General features: G+C 66.9%; 25 protein-coding genes. 11 read left to right on the top strand and 14 right to left on the bottom strand.

The window, feature by feature from the left end; translation table 11 throughout:
- The first annotated feature begins 112 nt into the window (after positions 1 to 112).
- The 7 genes from GBZ48_RS03935 (at position 113) to lexA (ending at position 5,734) form a co-directional block, all read left to right on the top strand.
- Positions 113 to 721: an anthranilate synthase component II gene (locus GBZ48_RS03935; protein ID WP_174469822.1), complete on the top strand. Its 609-nt coding sequence runs from the start codon at positions 113 to 115 to the stop codon at positions 719 to 721.
- Entirely contained in the window at positions 718 to 1,752 is a 1,035-nt protein-coding gene (gene trpD, locus GBZ48_RS03930; protein WP_174469821.1) for an anthranilate phosphoribosyltransferase, read from the top strand. Before GBZ48_RS03935 ends, trpD begins: the two co-directional genes overlap by 4 nt.
- Entirely contained in the window at positions 1,752 to 2,555 is an 804-nt protein-coding gene (gene trpC / locus GBZ48_RS03925; RefSeq protein WP_174469820.1) for an indole-3-glycerol phosphate synthase TrpC, read from the top strand. The genes trpD and trpC overlap by 1 nt, the downstream gene beginning before the upstream one ends.
- Before the next feature lie 4 nt (positions 2,556 to 2,559).
- Positions 2,560 to 3,069, top strand: coding sequence for a GNAT family N-acetyltransferase (locus tag GBZ48_RS03920; RefSeq protein WP_174469819.1), 510 nt, complete (start codon positions 2,560 to 2,562; stop codon positions 3,067 to 3,069).
- Positions 3,066 to 3,563, top strand: coding sequence for a cyclic pyranopterin monophosphate synthase MoaC (gene moaC / locus GBZ48_RS03915; RefSeq protein ID WP_174469818.1), 498 nt, complete (start codon positions 3,066 to 3,068; stop codon positions 3,561 to 3,563). Before GBZ48_RS03920 ends, moaC begins: the two co-directional genes overlap by 4 nt.
- A gap of 4 nt (positions 3,564 to 3,567) precedes the next feature.
- Positions 3,568 to 4,797 carry a molybdopterin molybdotransferase MoeA gene (locus tag GBZ48_RS03910; RefSeq protein WP_174469817.1) on the top strand — a complete coding sequence of 410 codons (1,230 nt, stop codon included), beginning with the start codon at positions 3,568 to 3,570 and terminating at the stop codon, positions 4,795 to 4,797.
- Between the two features lie 211 nt (positions 4,798 to 5,008).
- Positions 5,009 to 5,734: a transcriptional repressor LexA gene (gene lexA / locus GBZ48_RS03905; protein WP_174469816.1), complete on the top strand. Its 726-nt coding sequence runs from the start codon at positions 5,009 to 5,011 to the stop codon at positions 5,732 to 5,734.
- Between the two features lie 73 nt (positions 5,735 to 5,807).
- Here the strand turns inward: lexA and GBZ48_RS03900 are convergent, their stop codons facing one another.
- Positions 5,808 to 7,961 carry a ComEC/Rec2 family competence protein gene (locus tag GBZ48_RS03900; protein WP_174469815.1) on the bottom strand — a complete coding sequence of 718 codons (2,154 nt, stop codon included), beginning with the start codon at positions 7,959 to 7,961 and terminating at the stop codon, positions 5,808 to 5,810.
- Positions 7,962 to 8,117: 156 nt separating this feature from the next.
- Between GBZ48_RS03900 and gltX the strand changes: the two genes are divergently transcribed.
- From gltX to GBZ48_RS03885, 3 genes are all read left to right on the top strand, one after another.
- The gene (gltX, locus tag GBZ48_RS03895) at positions 8,118 to 9,524 is read left to right on the top strand and encodes a glutamate--tRNA ligase (RefSeq protein WP_174469814.1); all 1,407 of its coding nucleotides are present in this window, start codon (positions 8,118 to 8,120) and stop codon (positions 9,522 to 9,524) included.
- Between the two features lie 100 nt (positions 9,525 to 9,624).
- Positions 9,625 to 10,938, top strand: a complete 1,314-nt coding sequence (gene gltA / locus GBZ48_RS03890; RefSeq protein ID WP_174469813.1) for a citrate synthase — start codon at positions 9,625 to 9,627, stop codon at positions 10,936 to 10,938.
- Positions 10,939 to 10,960: 22 nt separating this feature from the next.
- Positions 10,961 to 11,134: a hypothetical protein gene (locus GBZ48_RS03885; RefSeq protein WP_158285584.1), complete on the top strand. Its 174-nt coding sequence runs from the start codon at positions 10,961 to 10,963 to the stop codon at positions 11,132 to 11,134.
- Positions 11,135 to 11,143: 9 nt separating this feature from the next.
- Here GBZ48_RS03885 and GBZ48_RS03880 read toward each other — a convergent pair whose 3' ends face one another.
- Positions 11,144 to 11,542 (bottom strand): rhodanese-like domain-containing protein, encoded by a 399-nt coding sequence (locus GBZ48_RS03880; RefSeq protein WP_174469812.1) that lies wholly within the window; start codon positions 11,540 to 11,542, stop codon positions 11,144 to 11,146.
- Between the two features lie 100 nt (positions 11,543 to 11,642).
- Between GBZ48_RS03880 and ftrA the strand changes: the two genes are divergently transcribed.
- Positions 11,643 to 12,677: a transcriptional regulator FtrA gene (gene ftrA / locus GBZ48_RS03875; RefSeq protein ID WP_174469811.1), complete on the top strand. Its 1,035-nt coding sequence runs from the start codon at positions 11,643 to 11,645 to the stop codon at positions 12,675 to 12,677.
- 12 nt (positions 12,678 to 12,689) lie between these two features.
- Here the strand turns inward: ftrA and gloA are convergent, their stop codons facing one another.
- From gloA to frr, 12 genes are all read right to left on the bottom strand, one after another.
- Positions 12,690 to 13,085 (bottom strand): lactoylglutathione lyase, encoded by a 396-nt coding sequence (gene gloA, locus GBZ48_RS03870; RefSeq protein WP_098739969.1) that lies wholly within the window; start codon positions 13,083 to 13,085, stop codon positions 12,690 to 12,692.
- On the bottom strand, positions 13,082 to 14,311 hold the full coding sequence (gene lpxB / locus GBZ48_RS03865; protein ID WP_174469810.1) for a lipid-A-disaccharide synthase: 1,230 nt from the start codon (positions 14,309 to 14,311) through the stop codon (positions 13,082 to 13,084). The genes gloA and lpxB overlap by 4 nt, the downstream gene beginning before the upstream one ends.
- Before the next feature lie 11 nt (positions 14,312 to 14,322).
- Positions 14,323 to 15,180 carry an LpxI family protein gene (locus GBZ48_RS03860; RefSeq protein ID WP_174469809.1) on the bottom strand — a complete coding sequence of 286 codons (858 nt, stop codon included), beginning with the start codon at positions 15,178 to 15,180 and terminating at the stop codon, positions 14,323 to 14,325.
- 12 nt (positions 15,181 to 15,192) lie between these two features.
- Complete coding sequence (lpxA, locus tag GBZ48_RS03855; RefSeq protein WP_098739972.1) at positions 15,193 to 15,987, bottom strand: acyl-ACP--UDP-N-acetylglucosamine O-acyltransferase; 795 nt, start codon at positions 15,985 to 15,987, stop codon at positions 15,193 to 15,195.
- The gene (gene fabZ, locus GBZ48_RS03850; protein ID WP_174469808.1) at positions 15,984 to 16,466 is read right to left on the bottom strand and encodes a 3-hydroxyacyl-ACP dehydratase FabZ; all 483 of its coding nucleotides are present in this window, start codon (positions 16,464 to 16,466) and stop codon (positions 15,984 to 15,986) included. Before fabZ ends, lpxA begins: the two co-directional genes overlap by 4 nt.
- A 229-nt stretch (positions 16,467 to 16,695) precedes the next feature.
- A complete protein-coding gene (locus GBZ48_RS03845) occupies positions 16,696 to 17,325 on the bottom strand; it encodes an OmpH/Skp family outer membrane protein (protein WP_174469807.1) in 630 nt (209 codons plus the stop codon).
- A 1-nt stretch (position 17,326) separates the two neighbouring features.
- Positions 17,327 to 19,615 (bottom strand): outer membrane protein assembly factor BamA, encoded by a 2,289-nt coding sequence (gene bamA, locus GBZ48_RS03840; protein WP_425485971.1) that lies wholly within the window; start codon positions 19,613 to 19,615, stop codon positions 17,327 to 17,329.
- A gap of 78 nt (positions 19,616 to 19,693) precedes the next feature.
- Entirely contained in the window at positions 19,694 to 20,827 is a 1,134-nt protein-coding gene (rseP, locus tag GBZ48_RS03835; RefSeq protein ID WP_109049994.1) for an RIP metalloprotease RseP, read from the bottom strand.
- 36 nt (positions 20,828 to 20,863) lie between these two features.
- A complete protein-coding gene (locus tag GBZ48_RS03830; RefSeq protein ID WP_174469805.1) occupies positions 20,864 to 22,060 on the bottom strand; it encodes a 1-deoxy-D-xylulose-5-phosphate reductoisomerase in 1,197 nt (398 codons plus the stop codon).
- Positions 22,051 to 22,941, bottom strand: coding sequence for a phosphatidate cytidylyltransferase (locus GBZ48_RS03825; protein ID WP_174469804.1), 891 nt, complete (start codon positions 22,939 to 22,941; stop codon positions 22,051 to 22,053). The genes GBZ48_RS03830 and GBZ48_RS03825 overlap by 10 nt, the downstream gene beginning before the upstream one ends.
- On the bottom strand, positions 22,883 to 23,623 hold the full coding sequence (locus GBZ48_RS03820) for an isoprenyl transferase (RefSeq protein ID WP_174469803.1): 741 nt from the start codon (positions 23,621 to 23,623) through the stop codon (positions 22,883 to 22,885). The genes GBZ48_RS03825 and GBZ48_RS03820 overlap by 59 nt, the downstream gene beginning before the upstream one ends.
- 6 nt (positions 23,624 to 23,629) lie before the next feature.
- On the bottom strand, positions 23,630 to 24,187 hold the full coding sequence (frr, locus tag GBZ48_RS03815) for a ribosome recycling factor (RefSeq protein ID WP_098739979.1): 558 nt from the start codon (positions 24,185 to 24,187) through the stop codon (positions 23,630 to 23,632).
- Positions 24,188 to 24,191: the final 4 nt, after the last annotated feature.

Here is a 24,191-nt window from a genome sequence, read left to right as displayed (position 1 = left end):
GGCTGGAAATCCGCCCTTTCAGCCGCTAGGGTGTCCATCGTTGGAACAGGGCCGGAACGGCCCGGACGACCCGGGCGAAGGTGGCCGGGCAAAGGTGGAAGGCGGAAGGCGCATGCTGCTGCTCATCGATAATTACGACAGCTTTACCTACAACCTCGTCCATTATCTGGGCGAGCTTGGCGCCGACGTGCAGGTCCGCCGCAACGACGCCCTGACGGTGGAGGAGGCAATGGCGCTCCGCCCCGACGGCATCGTCCTGTCGCCCGGCCCCTGCGATCCCGACCGCGCCGGCATCTGCCTGCCCCTGATCGATGCCGCCGCCAAGGCCCGCCTGCCGCTGATGGGCGTCTGCCTCGGCCACCAGTCCATCGGGCAGGCCTTCGGCGGCCGGGTGATCCGCGCGCCGGTACCCATGCACGGCAAGGTCGACAACATCCGGCACGAGGGCCGCGGCGTGCTCGCCGGCCTGCCTAGCCCGTTCCGCGCCACCCGCTACCACTCGCTGATCGTCGAGCGCGACACGCTGCCCGCCTGCCTGGAGGTGACCGGCGAGACCGCCGACGGCCTGATCATGGCGCTGGCCCACCGAGAGCTGCCGATCCACGGCGTGCAGTTCCACCCCGAAAGCATCGAGAGCGAGCACGGTCACAAGATCCTGCAGAACTTCCTGGATCTGACCCGTTCCCACCCGGAAAGCGCTGCGCTGGAGACCGCGGCATGAGCGGCGATCTGTCCGACATGAAGGCCATCCTGGGCAAGGTCGCCACCGGCGCCGCCCTGACCGAGGCTGAGGCCGGCTTCGCCTTCGACATCATCATGTCCGGCAACGCCACCCCGTCGCAGATGGGCGGCTTCCTGATGGCGCTGCGCGTCCGCGGCGAGACGGTGGACGAGATCACCGGCGCCGCCCGCGTCATGCGCGCCAAGGCGATCCCCGTCGAAGCGCCTCCCGGCACCATCGACACCTGCGGCACCGGCGGCGACGGCGCCGGCACCTACAACATCTCCACAGCCGCGGCGCTGGTCGTGTCGTCCTGCGGCGTGCCGGTCGCCAAGCACGGCAACCGCGCCATCTCGTCGAAGTCCGGTGCCGCCGACGTGCTCGGTTCGCTCGGCGTCAACCTCGACTGCGACTTCGCGCTGGTTCGCAAGGCGCTGTGGGATGCCGGCATCGCCTTCCTGATGGCGCCGCGCCACCACCTCGCCATGCGCAACGTCGGCCCGACCCGTGTCGAGCTTGGCACCCGCACCGTTTTCAACCTGCTGGGTCCGCTCGCCAATCCGGCGACCGCCAAACGGCAGGTGCTCGGCGTCTTCTCCAAGCAGTGGGTGGAACCGCTGGCCCAGGTGCTGAAGCGGCTGGGCTCCGAGGCCGCCTGGGTGGTCCACGGATCCGACGGGCTGGACGAGATCACCACCACCGGCCCTACCACCGTTGCCCAGTTGAAGGACGGCGAGGTGACGGTGTTCGAGGTCACGCCGGAGGATGCCGGCCTGCCGCGCGCCCGGATCGAGGAGTTGAAGGGCGGCGACGCCCAGGTCAACGCCGAGGCGATCCACGCCCTGTTCGACGGCGTGCGCAGCCCCTACCGCGACATCGTTCTCTTGAACGCCGCCGCCGCCCTGCTGGTGTCCGGCAAGGCCGCGACCCTGAAGGACGGTGTCGCCATGGCCGCCGACGCCATCGACAGCGGCGGCGCCCGCGACCGCCTGCGCCGGCTGGTCGCCATCACCAACGAGGCAGTGGCCTGATGAGCGACGTTCTGACCCGCATCAACGACGACAAGCGCGCCTTGGTGGCCTCCCGCAAGGCCGCCCGCCCTTTGTCGGAGGTGGAGGCCGCCGCCAGGGCCGCCAACGAGACCAACCCGCCGCGCGGCTTCATCCGGGCGCTGAGCGCCGCGGTCGAGGCCGGGCGTTACGGCCTGATCGCCGAGATCAAGAAGGCGAGCCCGTCCAAGGGCCTGATCCGTCCCGATTTCGACCCGCCGGCGCTGGCCCGTGCCTACCGCGAGGGCGGCGCCACCTGCCTGTCGGTGCTGACCGACGAGCCCTATTTCCAGGGCAAGGACGAGTATCTGGTGGCCGCCCGCGCCGCGGTGGATTTGCCGGTTCTGCGCAAGGACTTCATGGTCGATCCTTATCAGATCGTCGAAGCCCGCGCATTGGGGGCCGACTGCATTCTGATCATCATGGCGTCCCTGTCCGACGCCCAGGCGGCGGAGATCGAGGACGCCGCCATCGCCCAGGGGCTGGACGTGCTGGTCGAGGTGCACGACCGCGCCGAACTGGACCGCGCCCTGCTGCTGAAGACGCCGTTGCTGGGCGTCAACAACCGCAATCTCAAGACCTTGGCGGTCGATATTGCGACGACGGAAGAACTGGCCGCCACCGTTCCGGCCGATCGCATGCTGGTGGCGGAGAGCGGGCTCTACAGCCCCGTCGATCTGGCCCGGATGGCGAAGGTCGGGGCGCGCTGCTTCCTGGTCGGCGAATCGCTGATGCGGCAGGCCGACGTCACTGCCGCCACCCGCGCCCTGCTGGCTCCGGTGTGATGCGATGACCGATGTGGTGGCCGATACGGGAGCAGAAGCGGGAGCCGATGTGGTGATCGCTGCGGAGAGCCCGCGCCAGGATGCCGTGGTCGCGCTGGTGGCGGCGCTCGACCGCTATCTGCTCGACCTCTACCCGGCGGACACCTGCCACCTGCTCGACATCGGCGAGCTTGAGGCGCCGGACCTGCGCTTCCTCGTCGCCCGCAAGGACGGCGTTCCGGTCGGCTGCGCAGCACTCCGCGTCGATCCGGCCGGCTATGGCGAGATCAAGCGGATGTATGTCGATCCCGCCGCCCGTGGACAGCGCATCGGCGACCGCCTGCTCGCCCGGCTGGAAGAGCAGGCACGGGCGGAAGGCCTGGACGCGCTTATGCTCGAATCGGGCATTCATCAGCCCGAGGCGCTGGCGCTCTACCGCAAGGCCGGCTTCACCGACCGCGGCCCCTATGCCTGCTACGAAGACAACGGCGTCAGCATCTTCATGGAAAAGCGTCTAACGGAGACCGTGCGATGACCGGCTTCACCCATTTCGACGCCGAGGGCAAGGCGGTGATGGTCGACGTCTCCGACAAGGCCGATACCGAACGCACCGCCACCGCCGCGGCGACCGTGCTGATGCAGCAGGAAACCCTTGATCTCATCATGCAGGGCGGGGTGAAGAAGGGCGACGTGCTGTCGGTCGCCCGGCTGGCCGGCATCATGGGGGCCAAGCGCACGCCCGACCTGATCCCGCTGTGCCACCCGCTGATGCTGACCTCGGTCAAGGTCGACCTGTCCTGCGATCCCTCCCGCAACGCGGTGGACGTGACGGCGACCTGCAAGCTGAAGGGCCAGACCGGCGTGGAGATGGAGGCGCTGACCGCCGTCACCGTCGCAGCGTTGACCGTCTACGACATGTGCAAGGCGGTGGACCGCGGCATGACGGTCACCGACGTGCGTCTGCTGCACAAGGCCGGCGGCAAGAGCGGCGAGTGGGGCGCGTCCACGTCCTCCTCCGCCGGAGCCTGACGCCATGATCTCCGTCGCCGAGGCGCGCGCCCGCATCCTGTCGGCCTTCGCCGCCCTCCCGGCGGAGATTGTCGCCCTGCCCGACGCTCTCGGCCGCGTGCTGGCCGAGCCTGTGATCGCCCGGCTGACCCAGCCGCCCTTCCATGCCGCCGCCATGGATGGCTGGGCCGTGCGTGCCGCCGACATCGCCGCCGCGACCGCCGAGGCCCCCGTCCCGCTGCGCCGCATCGGCGAATCCGCTGCCGGCCATGCCTTCACCGGCGGCGTCGGCGCCGGCGAGGCGGTGCGCATCTTCACCGGCGCGCCCCTGCCCGACGGTGCCGACGCCGTTGTGATGCAGGAGGATTGCAGCGCCGACGACGCCACCGTGCGGATCGGCCGCGCCGTGGCAGCCGGTCGCTTCGTCCGCGAGGCCGGCTTCGACTTCACGGCCGGCCAGGAGCTTCTGCCGAAGGGACGCCGCCTGACCGCGCGCGACATCGCGCTGGCAGCCGGCGGCAACGTGCCGTGGCTGTCGGTCCATCGCCGGCCGCGCATTGCCATCCTCGCCACCGGCGACGAGATCGCCCTGCCCGGCGACCCGCTGGGGCCGAGCCAGATCGTCAGCACCAATGCGCTCGGCCTCTGCGCCCTGGTGACCGCCCAGGGCGGGCTCGCCCACAATCTGGGCGTCGCCAAAGACACGCCGGAAAGTGTGGCGGCCCTGGCGAAGGGAGCCGCCGGCTGCGACCTGCTGGTCACCACCGGCGGCGCGGCGCAGGGCGATTACGACCTCGTGCGCGATGTGCTGGCCGAACGCGGCGTGGCGCTGGAGGTGCAGACGGTGGCGATGCGTCCGGGCAAGGCGCTGATGTTCGGCCGTGCCGGGTCGGTGCCTCTGCTTGGCCTGCCCGGCAACCCGGTGTCCACCGGGGTCACCGCGCTCCTGTTCCTCCGTCCGATCCTGCGCGTGCTGCAGGGCCTGCCGCCGGAGGACGACCGCGTGCCGTTGCGCGCCCGCCTGACCGGCGCGCTGAGGGCCAACGACCGGCGCGAGGAATTTCTGCGCGCCACCCTCGCCGCCGGCCCGGACGGTGTCCTGACCGTCACGCCCTTCGCCCGGCAGGACAGCGCAATCACCACCCTGTACGCCCAGGCTGATTGCCTGATCCCCCGCCCGCCCCATGCCGATCCTGAGCCGGCGGGCGCCATGGTGACCGTGCTTCCTTTGACGGATGGGGTGCTCAGCATTTAGACTTGAACAGAGCGCCAGGACATGGCGCTTGGGCGAGGATTGGAACAGGTGAACATCACCAGGAAAACTGTTTCAGGCCGTTCCAAATGTTCCACACAAGTTCTAAAAGAAGCCGTTGGAGGGCTTGACGCGCGGCAGGAACCAAACTAGAACATGGAGCAACGTTTAGTTTTTGTTCCATCTTCAGTCTGGCCGAAGCCGGGAGGCATCCATGCTCACGCGCAAGCAGCACGAATTGCTGCTGTTCATCCACGAACGGCTTGGCCAGGGCGGTGTCTCGCCGTCGTTCGACGAGATGAAGGACGCCCTGGGCCTGAAGTCCAAGTCGGGTATCCATCGCCTGATCACCGGGCTGGAGGAACGCGGGTTCATCCGCCGCCTGCCCCACCGGGCCCGTGCGCTGGAGGTTCTGCGCCTTCCCGAGGGTCTCGACGCCTCCCGCAACCGGACCGTGGCTTCCAAGCCGAAGTTCCAGCCCAACGTCATCAAGGGCGATTTCGCCTTCGCCGGCCGCGATACCGCTCCCCCCGCCCCGACCCCGGCCGCCGCGAACGAGACGGTGCAGCTCCCGCTTTATGGCCGGATCGCCGCCGGTACGCCGATCGAGGCCCTGCGCGACAACAGCGCCTTCGTCGACGTTCCCGCCTCGATGCTGACCGGTGGTGACCATTATGCGCTGGAGGTTTCCGGCGACTCGATGATCGAAGCCGGCATCCTCGACCACGACACCATCGTCATCCAGCGCTGCGATGCGGCGGAGAATGGCACGATTGTCGTCGCTCTGGTGGATGAAGGCGAAGTGACGCTGAAGCGCCTGCGCCGCAAGGGCAACACCATCGCCCTGGAGCCCGCCAACGCCGCCTACGAAACCCGCATCTTCGGCGCCGACCGTGTCCGCGTACAGGGCAAGCTGGTCGGTCTCGTGCGCAAGTACTGACCTTTTCGTGCCCGGCCGCCGATCCCCTCCTCCGTCCCCGCGGCGGATGGGATCGGCGAGGTTCAAGCTCCTTTCACTGTCTCCCGGTCCAGGGCCGATCTCCCCGCAGCCCGCGCACCGTCTCCACCGTTACCCCCTCGGCGGTCACCGTCAGCGCATGCGCGCCTTCATGGCGCAGGGTCCAGCGGTCCACCACCAGGTCCGCCCGGCAGCGCCGCGCCACCTCCGCCGTCACCACCGCATCGGCTGCCCCGCAGTCCTCGTCCAGAGCATCCGGCAGCCTCGGCAAGGCCACCGTCCTTCCCTGAACCCGGTACAGGCAGCCAAGCGCATCGCACTCTAGCGAGCGCCCTCCCCCGCTCCATCCCCCATCGGCCGGCCAGGGGTCGGCAACCGACCGCTCGCCATCGCGCTCCCGCCAGGTTTCGGTCATCCGCCCGCCGCCCTTGACCGACGCGCTGAGCCGCCCATCCGGCAGCCTGACCGCCATCACCGTCCCGTCGCCGGCAACCAGCACATCCGGCCGCACCGCCAGCATCGGCGAGGCTAGCCCAGCCAGGACCGGCAGCATACCCAGCCAACGCCACCACCGCGTCCAGAGGCACAGCCAGATTCCTCCCATCACCAGCAGCGCGAACCCTTCCGCCGGCATCGCCGGCACGGTCAGCGATGCCCAGGGGAGACGGCCGAAGAATTCCGCCGTCCAGATCACCGCCCGGTCGCCCCAGTTCATGGCGATCAGCGCCGGCGCCTCCAGTCCGAAGGGCAGCAGCGCATAGGCGATCAGGCTCCACGGCATGACCCAGAAGGACGTGATGGGAATCGCGATCAGGTTCGACAGCACGCCGTAGAAGGCGATCTGCTGGAAATGGAAGAGCGAGAAGGGCAAGGTCGCCAGCGTCGCCACCACGCTGGTCAGCAGGATCCCGCCGACATAGAACAGCCCGCGCACGATCCATCCCGCATCGCGCCGCCATTCCGCCAGCCTGACGCTGCCTTTCTCGAAGGCGGCAATCAGCGCCACCACCGCGGCGAAGGACATCTGGAAGCTCGGCCCCAGCATCCCCTCCGGGTCCATCGCCATGGTGACCAGCCCGGCGAAGGCGACCAGCCGCATGCTCAACGGGTGGCGGTCCAGCATGATCGCCCCCATCACCATGCCGGTCATCAGCACCGACCGCACCGTCGGCAGGGGCGCCCCGACCAGCAGCGTGTAGGCGAGTGCCGACAGGATGCCGAACAGCGCCGCGATCTTCTTGATCGGCCACCGCAGCGCGATATAGGGCACCGCCGCCAGCAACGCCCGCACGACATAGAACAGGATGCCGGCGGCGATGCCGACATGAAGGCCGGAGATCGACAGCAGATGAGCCAGCCCGCTGTTGCGGAAGTCGTCCATCGTCGCTTCCGGGATGCCGAATTCCTCGCCGTTCAGCAGCGCCGTGGTGACGCTCGCCTCCACCGGGTCGCCGATGGCAGCCGCCACCCGCTCGGCAATCGCGCCGCGCGCCTTCTCGAAGGCGACGGCGACCGTGCTCCACCCCGTCACCGGCGGCGCCTCGACCAGTTCCGGCGCACCGGTGGCGAAGCCCGTGCCGCCCAGCCCCATGAACCAGGCCCGCCGCTGGAAGTCGAAGGCGCCGGGTTCGGCCGGCGCCTGCGGCGGCAGCAGCGTCGCGCGCAGCCGTACCACCGATCCGGGCGCCGGTGCCGGGAAGCGGTCCGACAGGCGGATGCGCACGGCGGCCGGCGTCCGTTCCGGCGCCAGCTTGCTGACGGTCACGTCCCGCAGGGTGATCCGCGTCGCGCCCGGCCGCCGCTCCACCACCATCACGCGGCCGGTGACGGTCGCGCCGGCGATGCTGCGGGTCAGCACCGGCGCCGCCATGCGGATGGTGTGCGCCTGCGCCACCAGGAACCCCGCCGCCAGCATCAGCAGCGCCATCGCCACGCCGGCCATGGCGAACCATCGCCGCAGCGCCAGCACCAGCACCGTGCAGCCGCCGGCCGCCGCCCCGCCGATCCACCAGTCGGGCTCCTGCCGCAGCCCGAAATAGAACGACACGCCCGCCCCGAAGGCGACGGGCAGCCACAGCACCCAGCGCTCGCCCTCCGCCTCCGCCAGCGCCACGAGTCGCCCGCCCATGCGCGCCAGCAGGCGCCGCCAGCGTCCGCCAAGCACCGGGGGACCGTCGGTTTCCTCCTCCGGCCAGCCGGCGGCCGTCACCGGTAACGGATTCCCGACGCAGCGATGCCATCTGCGAGCCCCTCAACGACCGTCCATGCGTGCATCGCATTGCCTCCAAGCCGGGTGGCTGTGTTAAACCACGGTGTCGAACCACCGGCGCATCATACCAGCGCCGAACCGGAAATTGAGAGACCGATGACCGTCGTCACCCGCTTCGCTCCGTCGCCGACCGGCTTTCTGCACATCGGCGGTGGACGCACCGCCCTGTTCAACTGGCTGTACGCCCGCAACACCGGCGGTAAGTTCCTGCTGCGGATCGAAGACACCGACCGGCAACGGTCCACCGACGCGGCGGTGGACGCCATCATCGACGGGCTGAAGTGGCTGGGCCTGGATTGGGACGGCGACGTCGTCAGCCAGTTCGAGCGCAAGGACCGCCATGCCGAGGTCGCGTACCAGATGCTGGCCGCCGGCAAGGCCTATCGCTGCTATTGCAGCCCGGAAGAGCTGGAGGAGATGCGCGCCGCCCAGAAGGCCGCCGGCCAGCCGATGCGCTATGACGGCCGCTGGCGCGACCGTCCCGAATCCGATGCCCCTCCGGGCGTGGCACCGGTGATCCGCCTGAAGGCGCCGCAGGAAGGCCAGACCGTCCTGAACGACCTCGTCCAGGGCGAGGTGACGGTGCAGAACGCCCAGCTCGACGACCTGATCCTGCTGCGCGCCGATGGCACGCCAACCTATCTGCTGGCGGTGGTGGTGGACGACCACGACATGGGCGTCACCCACGTCATCCGCGGCGACGACCATCTGACCAACACCTTCCGCCAGATCCAGATCTTCAATTCGATGGGCTGGGACCTGCCGCGCTTCGGCCATATCCCGCTCATCCACGGGCCGGACGGCGCCAAGCTGTCCAAGCGCCATGGTGCGCTGGGCGTCGACGCCTACCGCGACATGGGCTATCTGCCGGAGGCGGTCCGCAACTATCTGCTGCGGCTCGGCTGGTCGCATGGCGACGACGAGATCATCTCGACCGAGCAGGCGATCGAGTGGTTCAACCTGGAGAGCATCGGCCGGTCGGCGTCGCGCTTCGACTTCGCCAAGCTGGAGAATCTGAACGCCCATTACATGCGTCTGGCCGACGATTCCCGCCTGCTCGGCCTGATCGCTCCGCGGTTGGAGGCCGATCTCGGCCGCGGCCTGTCCGATGCGGAACGCGACCTTCTGACGCGGGCGATGAACGGGCTGAAGCAGCGCGCCCGCACCGTCGTCGATCTGGCCCAGAGCGCACGCTTCTACGTTGCGCCGCAGCCGCTCAGCTATGACGAAAAAGCATCCGCCCTGCTGGATGAAAAGGGCCGCGCTCTGTTGAAGGAACTGGCGGCCGCCTTCGCCGCCGAGCCGGAGTTCACCGCCGCCGCGCTCGAATCCCAGGTCCGCGCCTTCGCCGAGGCACGGGGCGAAAAGCTGGGCAAGGTGGCGCAGCCGCTGCGCGCCGCGCTGACCGGGTCGACGGTGTCGCCGCCGATCTTCGAGGTGGCCGAACTGCTGGGTCGGGAAGCGACGCTTTCTCGCATCCGCGATGCAGCGGGTGCAGCATAATGGTCATTTCCGTGCGTTGCCATCGGGCAGCCATGGAACTATGCTGCGCCGACGAAAAAAGGGCACCAAGCCCGACCCTCAACGATAAGGACGTGCCGAGATGACCCAGACTGAGGACGGCAAGGACACCGTTACCCTCATCGACAATAAGACGGGCAAGCAGGTCACGATGCCGATCATGCACGGCAGCGTCGGGCCGAGCGTGATCGACATCCGCAAGCTCTACGCCGAGACCGGCTATTTCACCTACGATCCGGGCTTCACCTCCACGGGCAGCTGCGAATCGGGCATCACCTACATCGACGGCGACGAGGGTGTGCTGCTGCACCGCGGCTATGCCATCGATGAGCTGGCCGAGCATTCGACCTTCCCTGAAGTCTGCTTCCTCCTGCTCAACAACCACCTGCCGACCGCGGCCGAGCGCACGGAGTTCGAGAACATCCTGCGCCGCCACTCGATGGTGCACGAGCAGCTGACCAAGTTCTACAGCGGCTTCCGCCGTGACGCCCACCCGATGGCGATCATGTGCGGCGTCGTCGGCGCCCTGTCGGCCTTCTACCACGACTCGCTGGACATCAACGATCCGACCGCGCGCAAGATCGCCGCGCACCGCCTGATCGCCAAGATGCCGACGATCGCGGCGATGGCCTACAAGTACTCGACCGGCCAGCCCTTCATGTATCCGCGCAACGACCTGTCCTACGCGGAGAACTTCCTCTACATGACCTTCGGCACGCCCTGCGAGCCGTTCAAGGTCAACCCGATCCTGTCCAAGGCGATGGACAAGATCTTCATCCTGCACGCCGACCACGAGCAGAACGCCTCGACCTCCACCGTCCGTCTGGCCGGCTCGTCGGGCGCCAACCCGTTCGCCTGCATCGCCGCCGGCATCGCCTCGCTGTGGGGTCCGGCCCACGGTGGTGCGAACGAAGCCGTGCTGAAGATGCTGGAAGAGATCGGTTCGGTGGAGCGCATCCCCGAGTTCGTCCGCCGCGCCAAGGACAAGAACGACAACTTCCGCCTGATGGGCTTCGGCCACCGGGTCTACAAGAACTACGACCCGCGTGCCCAGGTCATGCGCCAGACCTGCCACGAGGTTCTCGGCGAGCTCGGCATCAAGGACGAGCCGCTGCTGGACATCGCGATGGAGCTGGAGAAGATCGCCCTGTCGGACGAGTACTTCATCGAGAAGAAGCTCTATCCGAACGTCGATTTCTACTCGGGCATCATCCTGAAGGCGATGGGCTTCCCGACCAGCATGTTCACCGTGCTGTTCGCGCTGGCCCGCACCGTCGGCTGGATCAGCCAGTGGAAGGAGATGATCGAGGATCCGGTGCAGAAGATCGGCCGTCCGCGTCAGCTCTACACCGGCGATGTCAAGCGGCCGTTCGTGCCGCTGGCCGAGCGTGGCTAACCGGCCCACAGCCCATATCGGAATGGGCGGCTCCAATGGAGCCGCCCAGGACCCGACTGCGTACATCGTTCCGGCCCGGCGGGTGCGTCTGCGCCCGCCAGCCAACGACAACCGGGCGCCGCTTGGCTGGCGCGTCCGCCGGTTGGTCGTCTATCTGCTGATCCTGGCGCTGATCGCCGGGATCGTTTTCGTCTGAGGCACTCCCTCAGCCGTCACTTTCCAGCGCGAAGCCTTCGTCGAGCCAGCCGGTTATGCCGCCGATCATCAGTTTGACCGGCCGCCCGATCCGCGCCAGACGGAAAGCCGCGCGATCCGCCCCATTGCAGTGGGGGCCGGCGCAATAGACCACGAACAGCGTTCCCTCCGGCCACTCGGCCATCCGCCGCTCCGTAATCTTGCCATGCGGCAGGTTCAAGGCGCCCGGTACATGGCCGCGCGCATAAGCTGCCGGCCCGCGGACATCGAGCAACACGAAATCCGGCGCCGCGGACTTCGATGAATCGTGAACATCCCAGCAGTCGGTTTCCAGTGACAGGCGCCCGGCAAAGTAGGCCTCCGCCTGTTCGGAAGGGGCGGCGGGAATTTCGGTGACGAGACTGGCCATGCTGTCCTCTTTGCAATCGCCCGGTGAATGATGAGGACCCAATCATCCCCATGGGCGCTTCGGCTGGAAAGTGGCGCGACTGCCAGCTATCGTGCGATTCATGCCAAAAGCCACTTCCCCGCTGGCGGTCGCGCTCGCCTATGACGGTCTCTGCACCTTCGAGTTCGGTGTCGCCGTCGAGGTGTTCGGCCTGCCCCGTCCGGAGTTGGGGCCGGACTGGTATCGTTTCGCCGTTGCGGCACTCGACGACGGCCCGTTGCGTGCCATGGGAGGCATCCGCGTCGAGGCGGATGGCGGTCTTGACCTGCTCGACCAAGCCGACATCATCGTTATCCCCGGATGGCGCGGCGCAATGGAGCCGGTTCCCACCGCCTTGACTGCCGCCCTTCGACAGGCGGACTCCAGGGGCGCCCGCATCCTGTCGATCTGCTCCGGCGCCTTCGTTCTCGCCGCGTCCGGTCTGTTGAATGGCCGCCGGGCGACCACGCACTGGCGATATGCCGCAACGCTTGCGGACCTTTATCCCGACATCCGGGTGATGCCCGATGTGCTGTATGTGGATGAAGGCAACATTCTGACCTCGGCCGGAAGCGCGGCCGGCATCGACCTCTGCCTGCATCTCGTTCGTCGCGATTTCGGCCCGGAGGCGGCGAACAGCGTTGCCCGCCGTCTGGTGGTGCAGCCTCACCGCGAAGGCGGTCAGGCGCAGTTCATCGAAACGCCCGTGCCGACAGCCCGCGAGGGTGCGCGCCTGGCCCCCCTGCTCGATCATCTGCGGGAGACGCTGGCGGAGGAGCACAGCCTGTCCAGCATGGCGTCACGGACAGGTATGAGCCTGCGGACATTCCTGCGTCGTTTTCAGGCGATGACCGGGACCACCCCCGGCGACTGGCTGCTGACCGAACGTCTGGCCCGGGCCCGCGAGGTGCTGGAATGCAGCAGCCTGCCGGTGGAGGAGGTGGCAACCTTGACCGGATTCGGTTCCGCCGCCACCCTGCGCCACCATTTCCGGCAAAGACTGGGCCTCAGTCCGGCGAGTTACCGGACGCGCTTCCGCCGGCTTCCTGTCGATGATCCGGCCGCATCGAAAAAGGGCGCGGCCGTCACCGACCACGCCCTTTCCCGAAAACGGTAATGTACCGAACGGTCACTTCCGCTCGATCAGTTCGACCTTATAGCCGTCCGGATCCTCGATGAAGGCGATCACCGTGGTGCCGTGCTTCATCGGGCCGGGCGGACGCGGAATCTTCACGCCTTCGGCCGCCAGCTTCTCGCAGGTGCCGTAGATGTCCGGCACGCCCAGCGCGATGTGGCCATAGGCGGTGCCGATCTCGTACGGCTCCTTCTGATCCCAGTTGTGGGTCAATTCCAGAACGGCGGTGTCGGACTCTTCGCCATAGCCGACGAAGGCAAGGGTGAAACGACCGCCTTCAAAGTCATTTCGGCGCAACAGCTTCATGCCGAGCAGGCGGGTGTAGAAGTCCAGCGACTTCTCCAGATCCAACACGCGCAGCATCGTGTGCAACAGACGGAATTCGCTCATGGTCTCTGTTCTCCCGTTCGGGGTTTGCCCTCTTGGGGCCTGATCGAGCGGTGCTCTGCAACAACGTCCAGAATGGCGCGCGCGGCCCGCTCGCTCGGTGGGATATCTCCCTGCCCCAGCCAACGGGCAACCTCGGCGACGCCATCGATCTGCATCTGGCGCGCCTCCGGATCGTCCAGCAGGCGCGCCAATTCGGCCGCCAGTTTATCGGGTCGGCAATCCTGTTGCAGCAGTTCCGGGACCAGCATCCGGTCGAGCATCAGGTTGACGAGGTTCACATATTTGACCCGGATCAGCCGCCGATAGAGCGCGACCGTTACCGGATTGAGACGATAGGCGATGACCGTCGGCAGCCGGGCAAGCGCCAACTCCAACGCCACGGTACCGGAGGCGGCGAGTGCCACCTCCGCTGCGGCGAAGGCATCGTATTTCTCCGTGTCCCCCTCGACAAGAAGGGTTCGGACCGGCCAGTCGGCAATGGCGGCAGCGACACGGTCGCGCACCGTTGCCACTGTCGGCACCACCGCTACCAGATCGGGATGGGACGGGCGCAGCAGTTCCAGCGTCGCGCGGAAATCCGGCAGCAGACGCGACACTTCGCCCTTGCGGCTGCCTGGAAGCACCGCGACAACACGGTCGGTCGCAGCGATCCCATGGCGTTGCCGGAATCCCGGGCCATCTCCCTTGCCCGCCTGCCCCTCGACAACCGAATGGCCGACGAATGTGCAAGCCAGCCCCTCCTTCTCGAAATAGGGCGGCTCGAACGGAAGCACCGCAAGAAGGTGATCGTAGATGGCCGCATATTTCGCGGCACGCTTGGGCTTCCATGCCCAGACCGTCGGAGCCACGTAATGGACCAACGGAATTGCCGGATCGGCCGCACGGACCTTCTTCGCAACGCGCACCGTGAATCCGGGCGAGTCGATACCGACCACCGCGTCGGGACGCATGCGCAGGATTTCTGCCACCGTCTGGTCGATGCGGCGGATCAGGTTCGGCAAATGGGGCAGCAGCTCGAAAATGCCGAACAGCGTCAGCTCCGCCATCGGAAAGAGGCTGACCAGCCCTTCCGCCGTCATCCGCTCGCCGCCGATACCGACGAAACGCACCTTGCCGCCGGTCAGCCCCCTCGCCGCCGCCATCAGCCGCGCACCAAGCGCATCGCCGGAAGGTTCGCCTGCAATCAGGAACAGCGTCGGTACATCGCCAGCCACATCGTCAGCCATATCACCGGCAGTCATTGCGGGATCTCGATGCCGACGACGAACAGGCCGAGACGGTCTGCCGCTTCGGCCACCGCGGCACGGTCGACCAGCAGGCTGCCGCCGGCTTCGACCGCAATGCCACGCAGCCCCGAGGCCGCTGCCCGCTCCACGGTGGTGACCCCCATGGTGGGCAGGTCGATGCGGCGGTCCTGCTTGGGCTTCTTCACCTTGACCAACACGCCGCCAGGGCCCGGCCGGATCAATCCGGCGCAGCGGCCAAGCATCGCATCGGTCCCTTCGATTGCCTCGACCGCCAGGACGATGCCTTGCTGGACCACCGCTCCCTGTCCGACATCGAGCGCGCCCAGGGCACGGGCAACCTCGACCCCACGGGCAATGTCCCGCTCCGCATCGGCATCGGGCATCAGCCGGCCCACCGGCCCTGCGACGGTCAGCAGATCCCTCAGCAGCTCGTGCAAACCGACCACACGGAACCCGTCTTCCTCGACCTCGCGCACGACGGCCCGCAGCAGGCCGTCATCGCCCAAAGCGCGTGTCCCGACGCGGGCGAGAAAGCGCGCGGTGCGCCAGTCCGGCATCAATTCGGTGAAGGACGGCCGCCTGACCGGTCCGGCAAGCACGACCTCCCCGACGCCTTCGTCGTGAAGGCGGCGCAGGATCGTGCCCGCAGCGCCGAAGCGGCTCCACAGATGCGGAAGTCCCGCAACCGTTTGCGGATCGGTATGGCCGTCGAAGGCAACGACGAAGACGTCGCGGCCCTGCCCACGCACCGCTTCGGCAATGCGGGCGGGCAGCGTGCCGCCGCCGGCGAGGATCGCCAGCTTCGGTCCAGCCGCCGGCGATCCAGTACTTTGCTTGGTATCGGCCATCGGCCGGCTGCCTCAGCTCTCGCGCGGCTGGCAGAGAGACCGGGCTTCCTTGGCCCGGATAAAGGACAGAACATCCGAAATCAGCGCCCGCTCGCCGAAATCGCGGCCGACCCCGTCGACCCGTTCGGCGAAGGTGCCTTCCGGACCGAACAGCATGCGATAGGCAGCGCGAAGAGCGTGGATGTCGTCCTTCTTGAAGCCGCGACGCTCCAGCCCCACAAGGTTCAGGCCGGCCAGCCGCGCCCGGTCACCCATCACGAGCCCGAAGGGGATCACGTCGTTCTCGACACCCGACATGCCGCCGATCATGGCGTGGGAGCCGATGCGCACGAACTGGCGCACCGCCGACAACCCGCCGATGATGACATAGTCACCCAGGGTCACATGGCCACCCAGGGTGGCATTGTTGGCCATGATGACATGGTCGCCGACGACGCAGTCATGGGCCACATGCGAGCCCATCATGAACAGCCCGTCGTCGCCGACGCGGGTGATCATGCCGCCGCCCTCGGTGCCGGGGTTCATCGTCACATGCTCGCGAATCTGGTTGCGGGCACCGATGACAAGCTCGGACGGCTCGCCATGGAACTTCAGATCCTGCGGGCGATGGCCGATGGACGCAAAGGGGTAGATGACGGTGTCCGCACCGATGCTGGTGCGCCCATCGACCGCCACATGCGACACCAGCCGAACGCCATCGCCCAGCGTGACGTCGGGACCGACGACGCAGAAGGGGCCGATGTTTACCCCTTCCCCAAGCTTGGCCGCGGGATCGACGATGGCGGACGGATGGATGGTGACGGTCATTTTTCGTCCAGAATCATGGCGGAATAGACGGCTTCAGCGACGAGAACGCCGTTGACCTTGGCCTCGCCTTTGAACTTCCACACGTTGGCACGCTGGCGCTGCTTGGTGACGTGGATGTGGATGGTGTCGCCGGGGGTGACGGGACGGCGGAAACGCGCCTCGTCGACGGTCATGAAATAGACCAGCTTGCCTTCGGCATCCGGCCCCAGCGTGGCGACCACCAGAACGGCGGAAGTCTGGGCCATTGCCTCGATGATGAGCACACCCGGCATCACCGGACGCGACGGGAAGTGCCCCTGGAAGAACGGTTCGTTGATCGTGACGTTCTTCACGCCGGTGGCGCCTTCGCCCAGCGTGACATCGATCACCCGGTCGATCATCAGGATCGGGTAGCGATGCGGAATCATCTTCATGATCCGCAGGATGTCGATGTCGTCGATCTTTTTGCTTTGTGCGCTGTTGTCCGCCGTCACGTCCATTGCCCGGCCGCCCGCCTTTCCACCAACCGATAGGGTTCAGTATTCCCCGTTTCAGGGAACGGGCACCGCCGCCCCGATGGGGAGCACCGGCGCCTTCCTGTTTGCCCCGCCTTCTTGCCCCATTTCCGCGGCGACCGCAACGCCGAACCCGGACGAGGACCGAAACCGGAAACAGAACGGGGCCGCTGCCGTCCCGCCTGGGATGGCAGCGGCCCCGGTCAGATTTGCATCACTGCTTCGGAACGTTCAGCGCAACCTGCGGCAGCTTCTTGTTCACCCGCTCCATCACCACATCGGTGACGTCAAGCTGGGTGTCGACCAGAACGAACTGCTGGCGGGCCAGAACGAGGTTGGCACCCCGCTCACGGGAAATGTCCGCGACCACCTCGACCATCGTCTTGTGAACGACAGCCATCGCCTCGTTCAGGCTGGTTTCCAGGGCGCGCTTGCGGGTCTGCACCGTCTTCTGGACGTCGGCGACCTGCTTTTCGAAGTCACGGCGCTTGGTGGCGAGCGCTTCCGGCGACAGAACGGTCTGCTGCTTGCGCAGTTCGTCCTCGTTCTTGCGGAGCTTGTCCTCCAGCGTGGAGATTTCCTTCTGGTAGGAGTCGCGCAGCGATTCGAAGGACTTGGTGATGCCCTTCGATGCGTTCGATTCCTGCATGATCTTCTGCACGTCGATCACGGCGATGACCGGAGCCTTCAGCTCCGCACCCGGCGCCGGCACATCGGTCTTGGGAGCTTCCGCCTTGGGAGCCGACTGGGCCTGAGCAGCACCTACGGAAAAAGCGAGACCGGCAGCCGTGACGGCCGACAGAAGGGCGACGCGAAGCCGCGTCTTGGACAGCGTGGATTGCATCTTAGAACCTGGTTCCGAAGCTGAAGCGGACGAGCTCTTTCTTGTCGTAGCCTTCCTTGCGGATCGGCAGCGCGACGTCGAGCCGGATGGGGCCGAACGGCGACTTCCACGACACACCCGTGCCGATGGAAACACGGATGCTCTCGTCATCCTTCACGTTCGGATCATTGATGTCGACCTTGCCGAGGGTGCCGACGTCGGTGAAGGCATGCCCAAGCAGACCGAATTCCTCTGGCAGGCCGAACGGGAAGCTCATCTCCACCGAGGCACGGGCATAGCGCGTGCCGCCCAGTGCGTCGCCGGTCGAAACGTCGCGGGGGCCGATACCGGCAGTGTTGAAGCCGCGCAGGGTATCGCCACCGATGAAGAAGCGGTCGCCCAGGTCGACCTTCTTGCCGAGACCGTGGATATACCCGATCTCACCGGTCGTGCTGAGCACCCATTGGTCATCGCCGAGCGGCAGATAATATCCACCGGCCAGCTTGTTCCGCAGGAAGCGCACCGAGCCGCCGAGGCCGGCAATGTCGTTGGTCAGGCGGATAAAGTAGCCTTCCGTCGGCGTCAGCTTGCTGTTGCGGACGTCGTAGGTCAGCTCCTGGCCGATCAACGAGGTCAGCCGTTCGCCGCGCTGCTCCTGGATGTACTTCGACGCGGTCGTCGGCACTTCCTCGATCAGCGTGTCCTGCAGCTGGTAATAGACGCGCTGGCGGAGACGCTCGGTCAGCGGATAGCCGAGGCGCAGGGCGAAGCCGGTGTTCTTCTCGTTGAACGAGCTTTCGTCCTGGTAGTTGTAGCGGGTCCGGAACACGTCGACGCCGGCCGACAGGTCGCGGTCCATGAAGTACGGCTCCGTGAAGGAGATATCGTACAACTGGCGCCGGCCCGACAGGGTCGCACCCAGACGCAGGTCCTGACCGCGGCCGAGGAGATTGCGCTCGCGGATCGAGAAGTCACCCAGCGGACCGTCGGAGGTCGAGAAGCCGGCACCGATGGAGATTTCACCGGTGGACTGCTCGGCCACGTCGACATTGACCACGGTGCGGTCGGGTGCGCTGCTCTCGGCGGTCGTGATGTTCACGCGCTCGAAGAAGCCAAGATCCTTGATGCGCTGTTCCGAGCGCTTCAACTTCGAGGAGTTGAAGGGGTCGCCTTCAGACAGCAGCATCTCGCGGCGGATCACCTTGTCGAGCGTTCTGACGTTGCCCGAGATGTCGATGCGGTCAACGAAGGTGCGCGGCCCCTCGTTGATCTCGTAGGTGATGTCGATCGTGTGGGTTTCGCGGTTGCGCGTGATCCGCGGCCGGACATCTACGAAAGCGTATTGCAGATCGCCGACGGCGTTCGTCAGCTTCGTGATGGTGTCTTCCACCTTCTGGGCGTTGTACCAATCGCCTTCGGTGGTGAGCACGCTGTTCTGCAGAACCGCCGGATCGAGCTGCTTCAGCGAGGTGTTGATGTCGACCTTGCCGAATTTGTAACGCTCACCTTCCTCGATGGTGAAGGTGATGAAAAAGTCCGACTTGTCCGGCGTCAGCTCGGCAACCGCAGACACCACGCGGAAATCGGCATAGCCTTCCTTCAGGTAGAAGCGGCGCAGCAGGTCGCGGTCGTAGCTCAGCCGGTCGGGATCGTAATTGTCATCCGAGGTCAGGAAGCGCCACCAGGCCGATTCCTTGGTCTGGACGTTTTCGCGCAGGGTGCCGTCCGAAAAATGTTCGTTGCCGATGAAGGTGATGCCACGCACACCGGTGCGCACACCTTCATTGATCTCGAACACCAGGTCGACGCGGTTCTGGTCGAGCTGGATGATCTTCGGCTCGACCGTCGCGCCGAAGCGGCCCTGGCGGCGATAGATGTCCTGGATGCGCTGGACGTCGGACTGAACGCGGGTGCGCGTGTACACGACGCGGGGACGCAGCTGGATTTCCTTATCCAGCGTCTCCTTGTCGATGCGCCGGTTCCCTTCGAACGCGATCCGGTTGATGATCGGGTTTTCGGCAACCGTCACGACCAGCGCATCGCCCTCGCGCTTCAGCACGACGTCGGCGAACAGACCGGTGTTGAACAGCGACTTCAACGACTGATCGATCCGGTCGGGATCGAACGGGTCGCCCGGCTGGATCGTCAGATAGGAGCGGACCGTGGAGGGTTCGATTCGCTGGGTGCCTTCGACCCGGATGTCGCGCACCGTACCGCCACTGAACACCTGGGCGACCATGGACCCCGTGGCACCCGTCGCCCGTCCGGGCGAGGATGCGGTCTGGGCGTGGGCGACAGACACCGTCGTCATGGCGCAGCCGGCCAGCAGGCCCGCCACCAGAACTTTGCTCGACACCGGCAAATCACGCTCCCTGGCAAGGGGCTGGCTTTAGGAAACCAGTCCCCGGAAGAAATCGACCACGCGCAGCTGAACCAGGTCGTTCCACGTGGCGAAGACCATGAGCGTTAATACCAAGGCCAATCCAATTCGGAAACCGTATTCTTGCGCTCGCGCTCCCAACGGCCGGCCGAGCAGCTTTTCGATCCCGTAAAAAAGCAGGTGTCCGCCATCGAGCATCGGGACCGGAAACAGGTTGATCAGCCCCAGATTGACCGACAGGAAGGTCATGAACCAAACCAGCGGATACCAGCCGGACTGGGCCACCTCGCCCGACATCTGGGCGATGCGCAACGGTCCGCCCAGTTCCTCCGTCCCGCGCGATCCCTGGACCATCTGGCCCAGCGCGGTGAAGGTGCCGGTGATCATGCCTGCGACTTCTCGTCCCGCCTGCCAGACGGCGGTCAGGGGATCGTGGCGCATCATTCCGACGCTGCCGCGGCTGATCCCGAGCAGCCCGATCTGATGGGCGTTGCCGAGTCGGTCGGTGACGGTCTGCGAATCCGGCGTCGCGGTCAGGGTCATCACCCGGCCGTCGCGCTTCAGCTCGACCGCCAGCGGCTGGCCGGGACGGATCGAGACGATCTGGCGGATCTCCTCGAAGCGCTGAACGCCGGTTCCGTCGACCGACAGGATCAGGTCGCCCGGCTGGATGCCGGCGCGCTCCGCGGCACTTCCGGGCTGGATGCCGCCGACATCCGGCGGGGTGAAGGACTGGCCGGCGGTCATGAACAGCAGGGCCAGCACGACGATGGAAAAGACGAAATTGGCAATCGGGCCGGCGGCGACGATGGCCGCGCGCTGCCCCACCCGCTTGTGGTGGAAGGAGACCGCACGCTCCTCCGCCGACATCGCGGTCAGGTGCGCCCCCGGCGTGCTGGCCGGATCGGCGTCGCCGAACATCTTGACGTAGCCGCCGAGCGGCAGTGCGCTGAACTTCCAGCGCGTACCGGCACGGTCGGTAAAGCCGAAGATCTCCGGCCCGAAGCCGATGGAAAAGGTCTCGATCCGCACGCCGTTGCGCCGCGCGACCAGATAGTGACCAAGCTCGTGCACGAAGACGAGCACGGTGAGGACCAGAAGGAAGGCCAACACCGAGGTCCAGAAACCGCCGATAACGTCCATTTCAACCCTTGCGCCTTCCAGCGCCTCGAACGCGGATCATCGGCTGCCAACCGCCGTCGCACCGATGGCCGCAACACGGCCGGCGGCATCCCGCCTCGCATCCGCGTCGGCCTCCCGCACGGCGGCGAGATCGCGCAGCGGGCGGTGGGGCAACGCCGTCAACGTCTCCTCGACGATCCGTTCGATGTCGAGAAAGCCGATCCGGCGGTCGAGAAACGCCTGGACGGCCACCTCGTTGGCGGCACTGAGTATAGTAGGAGCGCCCCCACCGCTTTGCAAGGCGGCCCGGGCCAGCCGAAGTGCCGGGAATCGCACGGGATCCGGCGCCTCGAAGGTCAGCGTCGCCGCCTTGACCAGATCCAGCCGCTCCGCCGGAGTGGCGATGCGGGCGGGCCAGCCGAGGGCATAGGCGATGGGCGTGCGCATGTCGGGCGTGCCGAGCTGCGCCAGCACCGAGCCGTCGACATATTCCACCAGGGAATGGATGACGGACTGCGGGTGGACCAGCACGTCGATACGCTCCTCCGGAATGCCGAACAGGAAATGGGCCTCGATCAGCTCCAACCCCTTGTTCATCATCGTGGCGCTGTCGACCGAGATCTTGGCGCCCATGTCCCAGGTGGGATGGGCCACCGCCTGCTCCCGCGTCGCCGCCGCCATGAAGTCGCGGTCCTTGTCGCGGAAGGGACCGCCGGACGCGGTCAGGATCAGGCGGGAAACGCTGTCGGTGCGCTCGAAATCGAAGACCTGATAAATCGCCGAGTGCTCGCTGTCGACCGGCAGAAGCGTGGCGCCATGCGCCTTCACCTCCTCCATCATCAGGGCACCGGCGCAGACAAGCACCTCCTTGTTGGCGAAGGCGACGATGGCGCCGCGCCGGATGGCGGCGAGTGTCGGTTCCAGTCCGGCGGCGCCGACGATGGCGGCCATCACCCAATCGGCTGGGCGTTCGGCAGCGGCGGCGACCGCCTCGGAGCCGGCGGCGACCTCGATTCCCGTACCGGACAGAAGCTGCTTTAACTCGGCATAGGCGGCGGGGTCGGCGACAACGGCCATGCGGGCATTCAGCTGCCGCGCCTGTTGCGCCAGAAGGGTGACGTTGCGGTTGGCGGTCAGCGCCTCCACCGGAAAGCGCTCCGGATCGCGGGAGACGAGGTCGACGGTCTGCGTGCCGACCGAGCCGGTCGACCCGAGAATCGTCACGCTACGCGGCGCATCCGCTTTCACCACCATGACAGAACCGATCCAACGGCCGCGTGGAACAAGGCCAGCACCGGGGCAGCGGCCAGAAGCCCGTCGATGCGGTCGAGGATACCGCCATGCCCAGGAATGAGCTGGCCGCTGTCCTTCACATTGTAGCGCCGCTTGACCGCCGATTCGAACAGGTCGCCCGCCTGCCCGACCACGGCGGTGGCGGCGCCGACCGCCAGAGCGATGTCGGGACGTGCCGCCCCGAACGCGAGCGCCACCAGCCAGCCGAACAGGGCGGATGCCGCCATGCCGCCGATCAGGCCGGCCCAGGTCTTCTTGGGGCTGATGCGCGGCGCCAGCTTCGGACCGCCGATGCTGCGCCCGGCGGCGTAGGCTCCGATATCGGTCGCCCAGATGGCAAAGAGGACGAAGAGGAACAGGGAGAGCCCGCTGTCGGGCAGATCGCGCAGCCACATCAGGCCGGCCATGCCGACCGCGACATACAGCACGCCGAAGCCGAGCAGACCACGGTCGGAGCCGCCGCCGACGATGGCGGTCAAAACCGCGAAGGCAGCCGCCGCTCCCAACCCGGCAGCCGGGCCTGCGACGATCTGCACCATCAGCGCAACCAGGATTCCGATGGTCGCCATCAGGCGTGCGGGAAGCCGGCGTGCACTGGGAACGATGCTGGTCCATTCGGAAACGGCAATCACCGATCCGAAGGCGATCAGGGCATGGAACACCCAACCGCCGGCCCAGACGGCGCCCAGCACGACCGGCGCCATGACCAGCGCCGACAGGACACGGACCTTGAGGTCGCCCGTCTTGGATGGCTTGGCCGGAACCGCGGCGGGCGCCGCGCTGTCAGCGGGACCCGGCGGTGGTGGCGCCGAAGCGGCGTTCCCGTCGGTGGAACTCTTCAATCGCCGCCTCCAGATCGCGCTTGGTGAAATCGGGCCACAGCGTATCGACGAAGACCAGCTCGGCATAGGCCGCCTGCCAAAGCAGGAAATTGCTGATCCGTTTCTCGCCGCTGGTGCGGATGATCAGGTCGGGGTCGGGAATGTCGGACGTGTAGAGCCGGGCCGACAGCGCGTCCTCGTCTATCGCGTCTGGAGAGAGGCGGCCGGCAGCCACCTCCTCCGCCAGCCGGCGGGCGGCATGGACGATCTCCAGGCGCGAACCATAGCTGAGAGCCACGACCAGGGTCATGGTCCTGTTGTCGCGGGTCAGCGCCTCGGCATTGTCGATCAGCCGGTTGATGTCCTCGGACAGGCGGGTGCGGTCGCCGATCACCCGCAGGCGGACACCTCCGCGGTGCAGTTCGGCGACCTCACTGCGCAGATAGAAGCGCAGCAGGCCCATCAGGTCGCTGATCTCCTCTTCCGGCCGGCGCCAGTTCTCCGAGGAGAAGCTGAAGATCGTCAGAGTGCCGATGCCAAGTTCGCGCGCCGCTTCCACGGTACGGCGGACGGCGTCCACGCCCTTCTTGTGCCCGGCGGTGCGCGGCAGGCCGCGCGCCTTGGCCCAACGCCCATTGCCATCCATGATGATGGCGACGTGCCCAGGAGCCGTGTTGGACCGGTTGTCGTCCGCGTCGCGCATTCCGGATCAGACCTGCATGATTTCCTTTTCTTTTTGCGCAAGCGAATCGTCGACCAGCTTGATGTGCTGGTCGGTCAGAACCTGCACCTTGTCCGACTGGACCTTGTGCTCGTCCTGGGTGATCTCGCTCGCCTTCTCCGCCTTCTTCAGGCCGTCCATGCCATCGCGACGGATGTTGCGGATGGCGACGCGGCACTGCTCGGCGTACTTGTGGGCGACCTTCGCCAGTTCGGCGCGGCGCTCCTGGGTCAGGTCCGGCAGAGGCACGCGGATGACCTGGCCTTCGGCCTGCGGGTTCAGGCCCAGACCGCTGTCGCGGATGGCCTTCTCGACCGCCTTGGTCATGCCCCGGTCCCAGACCTGGACCGAGATCAGGCGAGGCTCCGGAACGGAAACCGTCGCGACCTCGCGCAGGTGCATGCGGCTGCCATAGGCCTCCACCATCACCGGTTCCAGCAGATTGGAAGAGGCACGGCCGGTACGGAGGCCGCCCAGTTCCTTGCGAAACGAGTCAAGCGCGCCTTCCATGCGGCGCTTCAGATCCGATAGGTCGGGCGCAGCCACGGGC

The sequence above is a fragment of the Azospirillum melinis genome (genome assembly GCF_013340935.1).
GTDB lineage: Bacteria > Pseudomonadota > Alphaproteobacteria > Azospirillales > Azospirillaceae > Azospirillum > Azospirillum melinis.
This window is presented reverse-complemented; position numbering and strand designations above follow the sequence as displayed.